General features: G+C 72.7%; 15 protein-coding genes and 1 riboswitch. Of the genes, 8 read left to right on the top strand and 7 right to left on the bottom strand.

Annotated features, from left to right (window positions below; all coding sequences use genetic code 11):
• Positions 1-8 precede the first annotated feature (8 nt).
• The 4 genes from carA to pyrR form a co-directional block, all read right to left on the bottom strand.
• Positions 9-1154: a glutamine-hydrolyzing carbamoyl-phosphate synthase small subunit gene (gene carA, locus M1P99_RS02385; RefSeq protein WP_304451047.1), complete on the bottom strand. Its 1146-nt coding sequence runs from the start codon at positions 1152-1154 to the stop codon at positions 9-11.
• 50 nt (positions 1155-1204) lie between these two features.
• Complete coding sequence (locus tag M1P99_RS02390; protein WP_304451048.1) at positions 1205-2506, bottom strand: dihydroorotase; 1302 nt, start codon at positions 2504-2506, stop codon at positions 1205-1207.
• A 137-nt stretch (positions 2507-2643) separates the two neighbouring features.
• Positions 2644-3552 carry an aspartate carbamoyltransferase catalytic subunit gene (locus M1P99_RS02395; RefSeq protein ID WP_304451049.1) on the bottom strand — a complete coding sequence of 303 codons (909 nt, stop codon included), beginning with the start codon at positions 3550-3552 and terminating at the stop codon, positions 2644-2646.
• Complete coding sequence (gene pyrR / locus M1P99_RS02400; RefSeq protein WP_304455540.1) at positions 3552-4190, bottom strand: bifunctional pyr operon transcriptional regulator/uracil phosphoribosyltransferase PyrR; 639 nt, start codon at positions 4188-4190, stop codon at positions 3552-3554. The genes M1P99_RS02395 and pyrR overlap by 1 nt, the downstream gene beginning before the upstream one ends.
• Positions 4191-4753: 563 nt before the next feature.
• Between pyrR and M1P99_RS02405 the strand changes: the two genes are divergently transcribed.
• Positions 4754-5248, top strand: coding sequence for a transcriptional regulator (locus M1P99_RS02405; RefSeq protein WP_053615297.1), 495 nt, complete (start codon positions 4754-4756; stop codon positions 5246-5248).
• 276 nt (positions 5249-5524) lie between these two features.
• Positions 5525-6142 (top strand): GNAT family N-acetyltransferase, encoded by a 618-nt coding sequence (locus M1P99_RS02410; protein ID WP_304451050.1) that lies wholly within the window; start codon positions 5525-5527, stop codon positions 6140-6142.
• On the opposite strand, the gene metF is transcribed toward M1P99_RS02410, so the two are convergent.
• A complete protein-coding gene (gene metF, locus M1P99_RS02415) occupies positions 6051-6917 on the bottom strand; it encodes a methylenetetrahydrofolate reductase [NAD(P)H] (protein WP_304455541.1) in 867 nt (288 codons plus the stop codon). The two genes, M1P99_RS02410 and metF, sit on opposite strands and share 92 nt — an antisense overlap.
• 251 nt (positions 6918-7168) lie before the next feature.
• On the opposite strand from metF, the gene M1P99_RS02420 reads away from it, so the two are divergent.
• From M1P99_RS02420 to M1P99_RS02430, 3 genes are all read left to right on the top strand, one after another.
• Positions 7169-8251 carry a polyprenyl synthetase family protein gene (locus M1P99_RS02420; protein ID WP_304451051.1) on the top strand — a complete coding sequence of 361 codons (1083 nt, stop codon included), beginning with the start codon at positions 7169-7171 and terminating at the stop codon, positions 8249-8251.
• A 157-nt stretch (positions 8252-8408) separates the two neighbouring features.
• Positions 8409-9692 (top strand): DUF418 domain-containing protein, encoded by a 1284-nt coding sequence (locus M1P99_RS02425; protein WP_304451052.1) that lies wholly within the window; start codon positions 8409-8411, stop codon positions 9690-9692.
• 67 nt (positions 9693-9759) lie between these two features.
• On the top strand, positions 9760-10653 hold the full coding sequence (locus M1P99_RS02430; RefSeq protein WP_304451053.1) for an SDR family oxidoreductase: 894 nt from the start codon (positions 9760-9762) through the stop codon (positions 10651-10653).
• A gap of 167 nt (positions 10654-10820) precedes the next feature.
• Here M1P99_RS02430 and thiE read toward each other — a convergent pair whose 3' ends face one another.
• The gene (gene thiE / locus M1P99_RS02435) at positions 10821-11495 is read right to left on the bottom strand and encodes a thiamine phosphate synthase (protein WP_304451054.1); all 675 of its coding nucleotides are present in this window, start codon (positions 11493-11495) and stop codon (positions 10821-10823) included.
• A 120-nt stretch (positions 11496-11615) separates the two neighbouring features.
• On the bottom strand, positions 11616-11993 hold the full coding sequence (locus tag M1P99_RS02440; protein ID WP_304451055.1) for an Rv2175c family DNA-binding protein: 378 nt from the start codon (positions 11991-11993) through the stop codon (positions 11616-11618).
• Positions 11994-12059: 66 nt separating this feature from the next.
• Positions 12060-12172, top strand: a riboswitch (TPP riboswitch).
• Between M1P99_RS02440 and thiO the strand changes: the two genes are divergently transcribed.
• The 3 genes from thiO to M1P99_RS02455 all read left to right on the top strand — a co-directional run bounded on the left by thiO (position 12170) and on the right by M1P99_RS02455 (position 14339).
• Positions 12170-13366, top strand: coding sequence for a glycine oxidase ThiO (gene thiO, locus M1P99_RS02445; protein WP_304451056.1), 1197 nt, complete (start codon positions 12170-12172; stop codon positions 13364-13366). It overlaps the preceding riboswitch by 3 nt.
• Positions 13357-13572: a sulfur carrier protein ThiS gene (thiS, locus tag M1P99_RS02450; protein WP_304451057.1), complete on the top strand. Its 216-nt coding sequence runs from the start codon at positions 13357-13359 to the stop codon at positions 13570-13572. The genes thiO and thiS overlap by 10 nt, the downstream gene beginning before the upstream one ends.
• 2 nt (positions 13573-13574) lie before the next feature.
• Positions 13575-14339 carry a thiazole synthase gene (locus tag M1P99_RS02455; protein ID WP_304451058.1) on the top strand — a complete coding sequence of 255 codons (765 nt, stop codon included), beginning with the start codon at positions 13575-13577 and terminating at the stop codon, positions 14337-14339.
• Positions 14340-14929 lie beyond the last annotated feature (590 nt).

Here is a 14929-nt window from a genome sequence, read left to right on the forward strand (position 1 = left end):
TCTTCCTCTTACTGCTTGGCAGCCGGTGCGGGCTGGGCGGACATCAGGTCGCAGAACTCGTCGAAGAGTGCGGCGGCGTCGTGGGGGCCGGCGGCGGCCTCCGGGTGGAACTGGACGCTGAACACGGGGCGGTCCAGCAGCCGCAGGCCCTCGACGACCTGGTCGTTGAGGCCGATGTGGCTGACCTCGGCCCGGCCGTAGGGGGTGTCGAAGGGCGTGTCGAGCGGCGCGTCGACGGCGAAGCCGTGGTTCTGGCTGGTGATGGCGACCTTGGTCGTACGGGTGTCGCGGACCGGCTGGTTGACGCCGCGGTGCCCGAAGCGGAGCTTGTAGGTGCCCAGGCCCAGGGATCGGCCCAGGATCTGGTTGCCGAAGCAGATGCCGAACAGCGGCGTGCCCGCGTCCAGCACTCCGCGCATCGCGGCCACGGGGCCGTCGGCGGTGGCGGGGTCGCCGGGACCGTTGCTGAAGAACACGCCGTCCGGGTCCAGGGCGAGGATGTCCTCGGCTGTGGCGGACGAGGGCAGCACGGTGACGCGGCAGCCGCGCTCGGCGAGGCGCTGCGGGGTCATCGCCTTGATGCCCAGGTCGACCGCGGCGACGTGGAAGCGGGTCTGGACGCCCTCGGGCGGCAGGACCTCGTACGGCGCGTCGGTGCTGACCTGGGCCGCCAGGTCGGCGCCGGCCATGGCCGGCTGTTCCAGGACACGGGCGAGCAGTGCCTGGGGGTCGGTCTCCACGGAGCTGACGGCGGCGCGCATGGCGCCCCGGTCGCGCAGGTGGCGGGTGAGGGCGCGGGTGCCGGTGAGGGCGATGCCGACCACACCCTGGCGGCGCAGCTCCTCGTCGAGGGTGCGCTGGGCACGCCAGTTGGAGGGGATGCGCGCGGGCTCGCGGACGACGTATCCGGCGACCCAGATCCGGCCGGACTCGGGGTCGTCGTCGTTGACGCCGGTGTTGCCGATGTGCGGCGCGGTCATCACGACGATCTGCCGGTGGTAGGAGGGGTCGGTGAGGGTCTCCTGGTAGCCGGTCATGCCGGTGTTGAAGACGGCCTCGCCGAAGGTCTCGCCGACGGCGCCGAAGGAGCGGCCGTGGAAGACGCGGCCGTCCTCGAGCACCAGAATCGCCGGACCGCCCGTTGCCTCGGACACGTTGCCCCCCTCTACCGCGCCAGGCCGTACCTGGGCGTTCTCTGCTCTGCTCACTTGATCTTGCCTTCCAGGACGGTCGGGACGCCGCGCAGGAACGTGGCGTGGACACGGCCCGGCAGGGTCATGCCCCGGAAGGGCGTGTTGCCGCTCTTCGTGGCCATGGCTCCCCCGTCCACCGCCACGGGCGCCGCGGGGTCGTACAGGACGACGTTGGCGGGCTCGCCGACGGCGAGGCCGCGCCCGTGCCCGTCGACCCGGCCGATGCGGGCCGGGACGGTGGACATGCGTTCGGCGACCTCGGCCCAGGTGAGCAGGCCGGTGTCGACCATGGTCTCCTGCACCACCGCGAGCGCGGTCTCCAGACCCACCATCCCCATGGCGGCCGTGGACCACTCGGTCTCCTTGGCCTCCGCCGGGTGCGGCGCGTGGTCGGTGGCGACGATGTCGATGGTGCCGTCGGCCAGACCCTCGCGCAGTGCCCGGACGTCCTCGGCGGTGCGCAGCGGCGGGTTGACCTTGTAGATCGGATCGTAGCTCTCCACCAGTTCGTCGGTGAGAAGCAGGTGGTGGGGTGTGACCTCGGCGGTGACGTCGCAGCCGCGCGCCTTGGCCCAGCGGATGATGTCGACCGAGCCCTTGGTGGAGACGTGGCACACGTGCAGGCGGGAGCCGACGTGCTGGGCGAGCAGGCAGTCGCGGGCGATGATCGCCTCCTCGGCGACCGCGGGCCAGCCCGGAAGGCCGAGGCGGTCGGAGACGCAGCCCTCGTTCATCTGGGCGCCCTCGGTCAGGCGCGGTTCCTGGGCGTGCTGGGCGATGACGCCGTCGAAGGCCTTGACGTACTCCAGCGCGCGCCGCATGAGCAGGGCGTCGGAGACGCAGATCCCGTCGTCGGAGAAGACGCGGACGCGGGCCGCGGAGTCGGCCATGGCGCCGATCTCGGAGAGGCGCTCGCCGGCCAGGCCGATGGTGACGGCGCCGACCGGGCGCACGTCGCAGTACCCGGCCTCGCGGCCCAGGCGCCAGACCTGCTCGACGACGCCGGCGGTGTCGGCGACGGGGTCGGTGTTGGCCATGGCGTGCACGGCGGTGTAGCCGCCCATGGCGGCCGAGCGCGACCCGGTGGCGACGGTCTCGGCGTCCTCGCGGCCGGGCTCGCGCAGGTGGGTGTGCAGGTCCACCAGCCCGGGCAGGGCGACCAGGCCGGTGGCGTCGACGATCTCGGCGCCCTCGGGGGCGGTCAGGCCGGGGCCCGCCTCGGCGATCCTGCCGTCGGCGAGCAGGAGGTCGACGGGATCGCCGCCGAGCGGACGGGCGCCGCGGATCAGGTGCGGTGCGTTGGTGTCGGGCATCGCGGTGTGGCTTCCTCGTGATTCGTGTGGAGTCAGGCTCGGTGGCCGCCCGTCGGCGCGGACCGTTCTTCGGGCGGCCGTCGGGGCGGTCGGGCGCGGGCGCCCCGTGTGGTCGGAGGGCGTGCCGGTGCCGCTGTTCAGGACCCGCCGAGCAGCAGGTAGAGCACGGCCATGCGCAGGCTGACGCCGTTGGTGACCTGTTCGGTGACGGTGCAGCGCGGGGAGTCGGCGACCTCGGCGGAGATCTCCATTCCGCGCACCATCGGTCCGGGGTGCATGACGATGGCGTCCTGCGGCATGCGTCGCAGGCGCTCGCCATCGAGTCCGAAGCCCCGGCTGTACTCGCGCTCGGAGGGGAAGAAGGACTCGTGCATGCGTTCGGCCTGGACGCGCAGCAGCATGACCACGTCGGACTTGGGCAGGACGTCGTCGAGGTCGTAGGAGACCTCGCACGACCAGGTGTGGACCGAGACCGGCAGCAGGGTGGGCGGCGCGACCAGGGTCACGTGCGCGCCCAGGGTGGTGAGCAGGAGCACGTTGGAGCGGGCGACACGGCTGTGCAGGATGTCGCCGACGATCGCCACGCGCAGGCCCTCCAGGCGGCCGAGCCGGGAGCGCATGGTGAAGGCGTCCAGGAGCGCCTGGGTGGGGTGCTCGTGGGTGCCGTCGCCCGCGTTGAGCACGGAGCCGTCGACCCAGTTGGCGAGCCGGTGCGCGGCGCCGGAGGCGCTGTGGCGGATGACGACGCCGTCGGCTCCCATGGCCTGCAGGGTCAGCGCGGTGTCCTTGAGGCTCTCGCCCTTGGAGACGCTGGAGCCCTTGGCGGAGAAGTTGATGACGTCGGCGGACAGGCGCTTGGCGGCCAGTTCGAAGGACGTGCGGGTGCGGGTGGAGTCCTCGTAGAAGAGGTTGACGACGGTGCGGCCCCGCAGGGTCGGCAGCTTCTTGACGGATCGGTCGCCGACCTGGGCGAGCTCCTCGGCCGTGTCCAGGATGAGGGTGGCCTCGTCGCGGGACAGGTCGCCGGTGGACAGCAGGTGGCGCATCAGGCGTTCCCCTCGGCGGTGTCGGGGGCCGTGCGGGTGCGGGAAGAGGGAGACTCTGCGGCCGAAGGCCGTCGTTTGAGGGTGGTGGCGGGCGACGGGCGGGCCGGTCCGAGGAGGACGGCGTCGTGCCCGTCGGTCTCCTCCAGGCGCACGGTGACGTTCTCGCGCAGCGAGGTGGGCAGGTTCTTGCCCACGTAGTCGGCGCGGATGGGCAGCTCGCGGTGGCCGCGGTCGACCAGGACGGCGAGCTGGACGGCGCGGGGGCGCCCGAGGTCGCCCAGGGCGTCCAGGGCGGCGCGCACGGTGCGACCGGAGAAGAGGACGTCGTCCACGAGGACGACGACGCGGTCGTCGAGCCCGCCCACGGGGATCTCGGTCCTGCCGAGGGCGCGCGCGGGTGCCAGGCGCAGGTCGTCGCGGTACATGGTGATGTCGAGGGATCCGACGGGGACTCCGAGGTCCTCGACGCGTTCGATGCGCCGCGCCAGGCGCTGGGCGAGCGGGACGCCGCGGGAGGGGATGCCCAGGAGGGTCACGTCCCGCGCGCCCTTGGTGCGTTCGAGCACCTCGTGGGCGATGCGGGTCAGGGCCCGGTTGATCTCGGGGCCGTCGAGCACGGCCCGGGTGCCGTCGGGCACCTCCGGTGGCGTCGGGGGCACGGAGCCCTCGCCGTCACCTCTTGCTTGTTTTTGCGCACACAAAGTGATGACCCCTTCCCTGCCTCACAGAACAGGTCGTTAAAGGATGTCGATGCGCCCCACGCTACCAGCGGAGATCACGGAGCCCGAGATGAGGGGCGGTGACCGCTTCGGAGAGTGTGACTCTAGTCACACCCCATGTGGGCAGTTTCGCGCCCGAGAGTAGCCAAACCATGACAAGACGGATACATCCTTACCTGGTGCAAAAGCTGAAATTCCCTGTAGGAGCGGGCTTTTCGCCCTCCCGGTGTGCCCCCTCTCGCCCCGATCGATCCGGACATGAGAGGAGTCTCACCTACACACGGTTTGGCCACTGATTCGTCGCGTTTCACCCCAACGGCTTGACCTGGGAGCCAGACCGTCCTAGCGTCACTGTCTGTAATCAATACCGGGTGGGGTTGCGCCCCGTCACCGAACTGCCGGTCCGCTCAGCCGGGCGGGCGGGCGAACGGTCCACATCCCCCTCCGATCCAGCCACCGTCACGGCCGGGAGCGACAAGAACATGCCATCCGAATACGCGAAGTCCCTCGGTGCGCGACTGCGTGCCATCCGCACCCAGCAGGGCCTGTCCCTGCACGGGGTGGAGGAGAAGTCCCACGGGCGCTGGAAGGCCGTCGTGGTCGGCTCCTACGAACGTGGCGACCGTGCGGTCACTGTCCAGAAGCTCGCCGAGCTCGCCGACTTCTACGGTGTCCCGATGTCGGAGCTGCTGCCCGGCGGCGCCGCACCCACCCCGCTGGGCCCCACACCCAAGCTCGTCATCGACCTCGAGCGCATGCAGCAGGTCCCGCAGGAGAAGGCGGGTCCGCTGTCGCGCTACGTGGCCACCATCCAGAGCCAGCGCGGCGACTACAACGGGCGCGTGCTGTCCATCCGCCAGGAGGACCTGCGCTCACTCGCGGTCATCTACGACAAGTCGCCCTCGGACCTGACCGAGGAGCTCATCAACTGGGGCGTTCTCGACCCCGAGGCGCGCCGGGCCGTCGACGCCTTCTGACCTGGGCACGCCCGCACTGACCAGAACCGGTAGCCGCCCTGGACTGCCGGTTCTCGTCGTGTCGGCTCCCCCCGCTCCCGGGATCCGGCACGCGAGTGGTGTGAACGAGAGCGGCGCGGCCGGGCCTTGGGGCTTCCCCTCCCCACGCCGGCCGCGCCGCCGCGCCGCCGGCCGAACCGGCGGTGATCGAACTCCTGTTCGATACGCCCAGTTAACCGCAGGCCGCGCGGGTCGTCAAGCACCCGCGCGCGGACCGGGCGGGCATAGTGTTGGTCCGTGGTAGACGACACCGAGCTGCGTGAACTGGACCCACGGACGTTCTCGCACGCCGTCCCCGCACTCCTGGAGGTGTACGAGGCGGCCATGCGCCCGCCCCCGGAGCAGCTGCCCGGGCGGGCCGCCATCATGGACGGCCACGCCTCCTACCCCGGGTTCCGCTCCGTCGTCGCCCTGAGCGGCACGGACGCCGCCGGCTTCGCCTACGCCTTCCACGGCAGACCCGGCCAGTGGTGGCACGACACGGTCGTGGAGGGGCTGCGCACCCGAGGCCGGACCCGCGACGTGCGCCGCTACCTGTCCGACCCCCTGGAGATCGCCGAGGTCCACGTCCGACCGGAGGCGCAGGGCAGGGGCGTCGGCCGGGCCATGCTGCACGCCCTGTCACGGGACAGGCCGGAGCGCACCGCGGTGCTGTCCACGCGTGCGGGACCCTCCGTGGCGCGCCACCTGTACCTCTCGTGCGGGTTCACCGAGGTGCTGGAGGAGTTCACCTTCCCCGGCAGCCCCGGTCAGCCCTTCGCGATCATGGCCGCGCGGCTCCCGCTGAGCGGTCCTCCCGACGACCGGAGACCTCCCGATAGATCTGCCTGGTGGCCGTGGACCGGTTCGAGGTGATGAAGTGGATGCCCGGTGCGCCCTCGGCCAGCAGCCGCTGGCACATGCGCTGGGCGTACTCGATACCGAAGGCGCGCACGGACTCGGCGTCGTCGCCGAAGCTCTCGAACTTCGCCGCCAGATCGGCCGGGAACTTCGCACCCGACAGCTGCTCGGAGCGCGGGATGAACGACGTGCGCACCACCGGGAAGACCTCGGGGATGATCGGCACCTCGCACCCGCGCGCCGCCACGCGGTCGCGCAGCCGCAGGTAGTCCTCCGGGTCGAAGAACATCTGGGTGATGGCGTAGTCCGCGCCCGCGTCGCACTTGCGCACGAAGTGGTCGGTGTCGGTCTCCACGTCCGCCGAGCGCGGGTGCTTGTAGGGGAAGGCCGCCACGCCCACGCAGAAGTCGCCGCTCTCCTTGAGCAGGCGCACCAGTTCCTCGGTGTAGGTGAGCCCCTGGGGGTGGCGCACCCACTCGCCGTCGGGGTCGCCGGGCGGGTCCCCGCGCACGGCCAGCATGTTCGACACGCCCGCGTCGGCGAAGCGGCCGATGAGGTGGCGCAGTTCGGCGACCGAGTGGTCGACCAGGGTCATGTGCGCGACCGGCAGCAGCGTGGTGTCGGTCGCGATGCGCTCGGTGGTCTCGACGGTCATGCCGCGGGTGCTGCCGCCGGCCCCGTAGGTGACGGACACGAACGAGGGGCCGAGGGCCTCGATCTCGCGGATCGCGCGCCACAGGCGCTCCTGCGCCAGCTCGGTTCGGGGCGGGAAGAACTCGAAGGAGAACAGCGGCTCGCCCGCGTGGAGCAGCTCTCGGATGTGCCGGGGGCGGGGTGAGGGGTTTCGGAGCGCCACGGGGCGTGTCGGTGCAGCGAGCATGACTCCAACCTTAGGCGAGGACTCCCGGGCACCGCGGAAAAGACGTCCCAATACGTGAGATCTCCCGGGAGAATGTCAGGATCGCCATCGCGGCGACCCGGCTCGGTCGGGGGCTCGCGAGCCGCGCTGCGGCCCGCGCGTCAGCCGCTACTGTGCTGGGTATGGCCCCTTCTTCTTCCTCTTCCGCCTCACCCGTCACCGCCATCCGCTCCGCCGTCGACCGCGAGCTGGCCGCGTTCTGCGCCGACCACCGCGCCCAGGTCCTGGCGATCGGCGAGGAGCTCGCGCCGGCCATGGACGCGTTGGAGGCGATGATCGCCGGCGGCAAGCGCCTGCGCCCGACCTTCCTCTACTGGGGCTGGAGGGGCGCCGGGGGCGCCGCCGAGGACGAGCGGGTGGCCCGCGCCGCCGCCGCGCTGGAGTTCCTCCAGGCCTGCGCCCTGATCCACGACGACGTCATCGACAACAGCGACACGCGGCGCGGCCTGCCCGCCACCCACAAGCGCCTGGCCGCGCTCCACGCCGACCACCGGTGGAGCGGCGACGCCGACGAGTTCGGCCAGGGCGCCGCGGTCCTCATCGGCGACCTGTGCCTGGTGTGGTCGGACGAGATGTTCCAGGCCAGCGGGTTCCCGCTGCGGACGCTGCAGGACGCGCGACCGCCCTTCGACGCCATGCGCACCGAGGTGATGGCGGGGCAGTACCTGGACACCCTGGAGCAGGTGCGCGGCACGGCCTCGCGCGAGGCGGCCCTGCGGGTCATGCGGTACAAGGCCGCCAAGTACACGGTGGAGCGCCCGCTGCACGTCGGCGCGGCCCTGGCGGGTCGCCTGGACGGCCTGGGTGCGGTCTACACGGCCTACGGGATGCCGCTCGGTGTCGCCTTCCAGCTGCGCGACGACGTCCTGGGCGTGTTCGGCGATCCGGGCACCACCGGCAAGCCGGCCGGGGACGACCTGCGCGAGGGCAAGCGCACGCTGATCGTCGCCGAGACCCTGGCCCGGGCGGAGGCCGCCGACGGCGAGCGGTTCCGCTCGCTGCTGGGCGCGCCGGACCTGTCGGCGGAGTCGGTGGCGTGGATGTGCTCGCTGATCGAGCGCTCGGGAGCGCTGGACGCCTGCGAGAAGATGATCGAGGGCTACGCCGAGGAGGCGGTCACGGCCCTGGAGAGCCCGGAACTGGACGACGCCGCCCGGAGGCCGCTGCGCGAGCTGGTCGTGGCCGCCACCGCGCGCACCCACTGAGTCCCAGACCGCGCGCACCCGTGGGGGCGGCCGGGTGCCGCCCCCTAGGGGAGAACTGGGTGGATACCCCGACCCGGTGCCGGTTGTGCCCCGGCACCGGCCCCGTTTGAATCGGTGTGAAGACATATCGCGAACAGAAGAGAACGGGGCTCCGTCCATGACACGCGCGAGTACGTCGCGAGGGCCGGTCGGCCGGGGTGAGCGGGCGCTCGCACCCGACCTGGCACGCGGCTTCATGCTGTTGTTCATCGCGATCGCCAACGCGACCTGGTACCTCTGGGCGGCTCCGATGACCGGGGGGAACGCCCATCCGGTGCCCGAGGGGCCCCTGGACTCGGTCGCGCAGTTCCTCACCGTCGTCATGGTGGACTCGCGCAGCTACCCGATGTTCGCCTTCCTGTTCGGGTACGGGATGGTGCAGTTGGCCGCGCGGCAGGAGGCGGCGGGCGCCGACCCCCGTGCCGTCGACGCCCTGCTGCGCCGCCGCAACCTGTGGCTGCTCATCTTCGGCTTCTGGCACGCCCTGCTGCTGTGGATGGGCGACGTCCTGGGCGCCTACGGCCTGGCCGGTCTCGTGCTGTGCTGGCTGTTCTTCCGGCGTCGGGACACCACCCTGTTGGTGTGGGCCGGGGTCTTGGCGGGCCTCATGGTGCTGATGTCCGCCGCGAGTGTGCTGGCGATCGTCCTCACGCCGCCCGGCGACGGCACGGGCGGCCTCGACCTCGACTTCATGGCCGGCAGCATCGCCGAACCGTCGCTGTTCTGGGCCGCGGTGAGCCGTGTCACGATCTGGCCGATCGTCGTCCTCGGCCAGGGTCTGCTGGGCCTGGCGGTCCCGGCCGCGATCCTGCTCGGCTTCTGGGCGGCGCGCCGCCGGATCCTGGAGGAGCCGGGCCGCCATCTGCGCCTACTGCGTACCGTGGCGGTCGCCGGTCTGGCCACCGCGTGGATCGGCGGCCTGCCGCAGGCGCTGGCCCAGATCGGAGTCTGGGAGCTGCACGAGGCGCACGCCGCCATGCTGGCCATGCCGCACACGGTCACCGGTGTGGCCGGTGGTCTGGGCTACGTCGCGCTCATCGCGCTGGTCGCGCGCCGGATCCAGGAACACGACCGCGCACCCGGAGTGGTCCTGACCGCGCTGACCGCGACCGGCAAGCGCTCGCTGACCTCCTACCTCGGCCAGTCCGTGCTGTGCGCGCCGGTCCTGGCCGCCTGGGGCCTGGGGTTGGGCGCGCACCTGACCTCGTGGAGCATGGCCCTGTACGCGATCGCGGTGTGGCTGGTGACGGTGGCCGCGGCCTACGCGATGGAACGGGCCGACAGGCGGGGTCCGGCCGAGGTCCTGCTGCGCCGGCTGTCCTACCAGCGCCCCACCACGGCACCGGCGGACGCGGGGACGCCGCCCGGACCCGGTGAGGACCAAGAGCACACCAGCCGGTGACCGGCTGCCGCAAAAAGGGCGTGCCGGTGAGTGCCCGGCGGCCCCTCGTCCCTCAGGATGAGGTGTCATGGGCGACGATCACATGACAAAGCACACCATAGGGGTGACCGGGGCCACCGGAGCGCTGGGCGGTCGGGTGGCCGCCAGGATCGCGCGCCTGGGCCTTCCGCAGCGGCTCATCGTCCGCGACATCAACCGGGCGCCGGAGTACCCCGGCAGCACCGCGGCGATGGCCGCCTATGAGGACACCGCGGGCTTCGAGCGGGCGTGCCGCGGCGTGGACACGCTCTTCCTGGTCCCGGCGACCGCGTCCGAGGACCGGATCGACAAGCACCTGAGCGCGGTGGACGGCGCGGTCAAGGCCGGGGTGTCCCGGATCGTCTACCTGTCCTTCCTGAGGGCCGGCCCGGCCGCGACCTTCACCTTCGCGCGCACGCACTTCTTCACGGAGGCGCACATCCGGGCGACCGGCGTGGGGCACACGTTCCTGAGACCCGGCCTGTACCTGGACCTGCTGCCCGACTGGGTGGACGGGGAGGGTGTGATCCGCGGCCCGGCCGGTGACGGCCGGGCCGCGTGGGTGTCGCGCGACGACGTGGCGGACGTGGCCACGGCCGTGCTGGCCGACCCGGAACGGGCGGCCCTCGCCGAAGGGGCGACCTACGACGTCACCGGCCCCGAGGCCCTGACGCTCGGAGCGACCGTGGACAAGCTGAGCGCCCTGACCGGCCGCACCGTGCGCTACGTGCCCGAGACCTGGGAGGAGGCGCTGGAGTCGCGCCGCGCCGGCGGGGCGCCGGAGTGGGCCGCCGAGGGCTGGGCCTCCTCCTACGCGGCGATCGCCGCCGGAGAGATGGACGTGGTCGCGCCCACCGTGCCCAAGCTCACGGGCCACCCCGCGCAGTCCATCGAGGGGTTCCTGCGCCGCCACCCGAGCGCTCTGTCACACGTGTCCGTCTGAGCCCGTGCCACGGCCCCGGTCGGAGGACGACCGGGGCCACGAGAGCGGCGCCCACGATCACGTGGGCGACCCTGGGGGCCGGCACGCACCGGGCGCACCGGCGCGTCGGCGGGGCGCCGGACGCGCGGACCCTCTTCCGGTCCTGGGAGGGTGCGGTCCCCGCGCGGTCAGGCCGTGTTCTGGGCGTGTTCGACCAGACGGGCGCGCAGCACCGCGGCGGCGGCACGGGGGTCCTCGGCCTCGGTGATGGCGCGTACGACCACCACTCGGTCGGCCCCGGCGTCGAGCACGCTGCCGATGTTGTCGGAGTCGATCCCGCCGATGGCGAACCAGGGGCGGTCGGTGCCCAGGGCCGCGGCCCGCCGGACCAGGTCCAGTCCGGCCGCGGGGCGCCCCGGCTTGGTGGGCGTCTCCCAGACCGGGCCCACGCAGAAGTAGTCGCTGCCGGGTTCCTCGGCGGAGGCCGCCGCGGCCTCGGGGTCGTTGTTGGAGCGCCCGATGATCGGGTCGGCGCCGACGACGTCCCGCGCCATGGGGACGGGCAGGTCGCGCTGGCCCAGGTGCAGGACGTCGGCGCGGACGGCACGCGCGATGTCGGCGCGGTCGTTGACCGCGAGCAGGGCACCGTGCCGTTCGCAGGCGCCGCGCAGCACCTCCAGGGCGGCGATCTCCTGGCGGGCCTCCAGCCCCTTGTCCCGGAGCTGGATGATGTCCACCCCGCCGGCCAGGGCGGCGTCGGCGAACTCGGCGAGATCGCCGCGCTCGGTCCGGGCGTCGGTGCACAGGTACAGAAGGGATGCGTCCAGGCGCTTGCGCAGGCTGGTTCCGTGGCTGGTCCTCACACGCCCCACCCTAGAGGCTGCGGGATGGCCGCCCAAGGGCCGACGGCACCGGCGTGCCCCGGGCGCCCTCGGGCGCCCGGACGCGGGGAACCCTCCGGCCCGGGGCCGGACGGGCTCGGGTCAGAAGGCCATGCTCTGGGCGCGTCGGCGCACCTCGGTGCCGCGGTTCTCCCGCATGGCCTGGATCGGCGTGCCGGGCAGGGTCTCGTCCGGCGTGAAGAGCCAGCGCAGGGCCTCCTCCGTGGAGAACCCGGCGTCGGTCAGCAGCACCAGGGTGCCCGGCAGCCCCTTGACGAGGTCGTGGCCGTCGACGAAGTCGGCCGGGATGGAGAGCTCTCCCTGGCGGACCACGCCCATCAGGCGCTTCTCCCGGATCAGCGTCTTGATCCGGTTGGGGCTCACGCCGAGCGGCTGTGCCGCCTCCTTGAGGGTCAGCCATGTGCCGACCAGGGTGTCGATGTCGCTGTCGCTTTGTGTCACGCCTCCAATCTGCCACATCCGCGCGGGCGGGAAGCACCGTGGCGGGACCCTTCCGGATGCTCTGGCCTAGGATGGAGACAGAACCGAACATCCCGCGGGAGCCGGGTGGGACCCGGCTGAGAGGGAGGCTGAGAGCCTCCGACCGCACGAACCTGATCCGGGTCATGCCGGCGAAGGGAGTGGAACCGAGCACCATGCCCACCAACTCCGAGGAACACGGCGTCCTCGTGGTCGGAGGCGGACTCGCCGGACGGGTGACCGCCTGGCGGGCGGCCGACCGGGGCCTGCCGGTCACCGTGGTCGAACCCGACCCCGTCACCGATCCGAGCGGCGCCCGCGCCGCCTCCACCGTCGCCGCGGGAATGCTCACCCCCGCCACCGAGGCGATGTTCGGCGAGGAACCCCTGATGGAGTTCGCGATGCGCTCCGCCGGGATGTTCGCCGACTTCGTCACCGAGCTGGAGCGGGTCAGCGGGCACACGGTCGGCTACCGCGCCACCGGCACGCTCCTGGTCGCCTACGACCGCGACGACCTGGCCCTGCTGACCGACCTGCACGCCCTCCAACAGCGCCTCGGCGTGGCCGCGGAACGGCTCACCGGCCGTGAGTGCCGACGCCTGGAACCGATGCTCGCCCCGTCCGTGCGCGGCGGCGTCCTGGCCCCCGACGACCACTCCGTCGACCCGCGGCTGCTGCTGCGGGCCCTGGTGGAGGCCGGTGCGCGGACCGGCGTGGCCGAGATCCGCGCCCGGGCCGAGGAGGTCCTGCGCCCGGGTCCCGGCGGAGCCCGGTTGGGTGTGCGGCTGTCCGACGGCCGGACCCTGGCCGCCGACCAGGTGGTCCTGGCCGCGGGCTGCTGGACCGACCGGATCGCGGTCCCCGAGGCCGTCGTGCCGCCGGTCCGCCCGGTCAAGGGCCAGCTGCTGCGCATGCGCGCGCCCGGGGGCGAGCCGCCGATCGTCGGCCGCACCGTCCGGGGGCTGGTCAGGGGCTTCCCCGTCTACTTCGTCCCGCGCGCGGACGGCGAGGTGGTCGTCGGCGCCACCCAGGAGGAGCTGGGCTATGACACCTCTCTCACCGCGGGCGGCCTCTGGCAGGTGCTGCGGGACGCGCGTGAACTCGTACCCGGGGTGACCGAACTGGAGATCACCGAGACCTGTGTGGGCCTGCGGCCCGGCTCGCCCGACAACGAGCCCCTCCTGGGCCCCACGCGTGTCCCCGGCCTGCACCTGGCCGCGGGGCACTTCCGGCACGGGGTGCTGCTGACCCCCGTCACCGGCGAGGTCATGGCCCAGGTCCTGACCACCGGCACACTGCCCGACCACGCGCGCCGCTTCGCCGCCGACCGCGGACACGGCCACACCACGACCCTGGAGGAGCAGTGGAACTGATCATCAACGGCGCCCCCCGCGACGTCACCGCCGACACCACCGTGGAGTCGGTCGTGCGCGAGCTGACCGGGACCGCCGAGGGCGCCGTCCCCGGCGGCATCGCCGTGTCCCTCAACGACGAGGTGGTGCGCCGGGCCGCGTGGAGCGAGACGCCCCTGCGCGACCGCGACCGCGTCGACGTCCTGACCGCCGTCCAGGGAGGCTGAAGATGACCGAGCACATCGACGACCCGCTCGTGATCGCGGGCACCGCGTTCGGCTCCCGGCTCATCACCGGGACCGGCGGGGCGCCCTCCCTGGAGGTCCTGGAGGACGCCCTCGTCACGTCCGGCACCGAGCTCACGACCGTGGCCATGCGCCGGGTCGCCCCCGGCACGCAGGGGTCGGTCTGGGACGTCCTGAGCCGCAACAAGATCCGTCCCCTGCCCAACACCGCCGGCTGCTTCACCGCCGCCGACGCGGTGCGCACCGCCCGGCTGGGCCGGGAGGCACTGGAGACCGACTGGGTGAAGCTGGAGGTCGTGGCGGACGAGCACACGCTCCTGCCCGACCCCGTGGAGCTGTTGGACGCCGCCGAACGCCTCGTGGACGACGGTTTCACCGTCCTGCCCTACACCAACGACGACCCTGTCCTGGCCCGGCGCCTGGAGCAGATCGGCTGCGCCGCGGTGATGCCCCTGGCCGCGCCGATCGGCTCGGGCCTGGGCATCCGCAACCCGCACAACCTGGAGCTGATCGTCGAGCGGGCCGGGGTGCCCGTCATCGTGGACGCGGGGATCGGCACCGCCAGCGACGCCGCGCTGGCCATGGAGCTGGGCTGCGACGCGGTCCTGCTGGCCACCGCCGTCACCCGCGCGCAGGACCCGGCACTGATGGCGGCGGCGATGCGCGACGCCGTGCGCGCCGGACGCGCCGCCCGCCTGGCCGGACGCATCCCCGTACGCCGCTACGCCCACGCGTCCACCCCCGGATAGAGCCGTCATCCCCGGGGTTGATCGGGCCAGAGCGAGGAAGGGCTGCGCCGCAGGCGTCCGTTGAGGGTGGTGGCGGGTGACGGTGCGGGCACGAGCGGAGGCCCAGAGAAAGCACAGGGGTGAGGGGCGCGCCACCACCTGCACCCCCAGGCGGTTGAAGGTGCACACACAGCCCTGCGTGAACCCCAGGGGGTTGGGGTAGGTGGATCAGCCTGCCTGAACCCCAGGGGGTTGGCTCGGGGCGCGCCAGTGTTCTGTAGGAGGAGACGGGGCCGCCGGCGAGCTTGCGAGCCAGGCAAGTCGACGACGAAGAACGCTGGCCTCCCGGCGCCCCGAGCACGGGCCGAAGCGAGGAACGAGCGGAGGCCCAAAGAAAACACAGCGCGGAGGCCCAAAGAAAGCACAGGGGTGAGGGGCGCGCCGGGGCCTGCAGGAGGAGACGTTGCCGCCGGCGAGCTTGCGAGCCAGGCGAGTCGACGACGAAGGACCCGGCGTGAAGCGCCCCGAACCCAACCCGGCATCAAGCGCCCGCGAGCCCGCCTCACCCGGGCGCTTGCCTCAGTCCTCTACCGTGGGTGGGTGCGCCCTGT

Source organism: Nocardiopsis sp. YSL2 (assembly GCF_030555055.1).
Classification (GTDB): domain Bacteria; phylum Actinomycetota; class Actinomycetes; order Streptosporangiales; family Streptosporangiaceae; genus Nocardiopsis.

Excerpts from the sequence above, each read along its gene's own strand:
- M1P99_RS02390 (WP_304451048.1), bottom strand. The coding sequence starts at position 2,506 with ATGCCCGACACCAACGCACCGCACCTGATCCGCGGCGCCCGTCCGCTC.
- M1P99_RS02395 (WP_304451049.1), bottom strand. The coding sequence starts at position 3,552 with ATGCGCCACCTGCTGTCCACCGGCGACCTGTCCCGCGACGAGGCCACC.
- M1P99_RS02405 (WP_053615297.1), top strand. The coding sequence starts at position 4,754 with ATGCCATCCGAATACGCGAAGTCCCTCGGTGCGCGACTGCGTGCCATC.
- M1P99_RS02420 (WP_304451051.1), top strand. The coding sequence starts at position 7,169 with ATGGCCCCTTCTTCTTCCTCTTCCGCCTCACCCGTCACCGCCATCCGC.
- M1P99_RS02425 (WP_304451052.1), top strand. The coding sequence starts at position 8,409 with ATGACACGCGCGAGTACGTCGCGAGGGCCGGTCGGCCGGGGTGAGCGG.
- M1P99_RS02430 (WP_304451053.1), top strand. The coding sequence starts at position 9,760 with ATGGGCGACGATCACATGACAAAGCACACCATAGGGGTGACCGGGGCC.
- M1P99_RS02440 (WP_304451055.1), bottom strand. The coding sequence starts at position 11,993 with ATGTGGCAGATTGGAGGCGTGACACAAAGCGACAGCGACATCGACACC.
- thiO (WP_304451056.1), top strand. The coding sequence starts at position 12,170 with ATGCCCACCAACTCCGAGGAACACGGCGTCCTCGTGGTCGGAGGCGGA.
- M1P99_RS02455 (WP_304451058.1), top strand. The coding sequence starts at position 13,575 with ATGACCGAGCACATCGACGACCCGCTCGTGATCGCGGGCACCGCGTTC.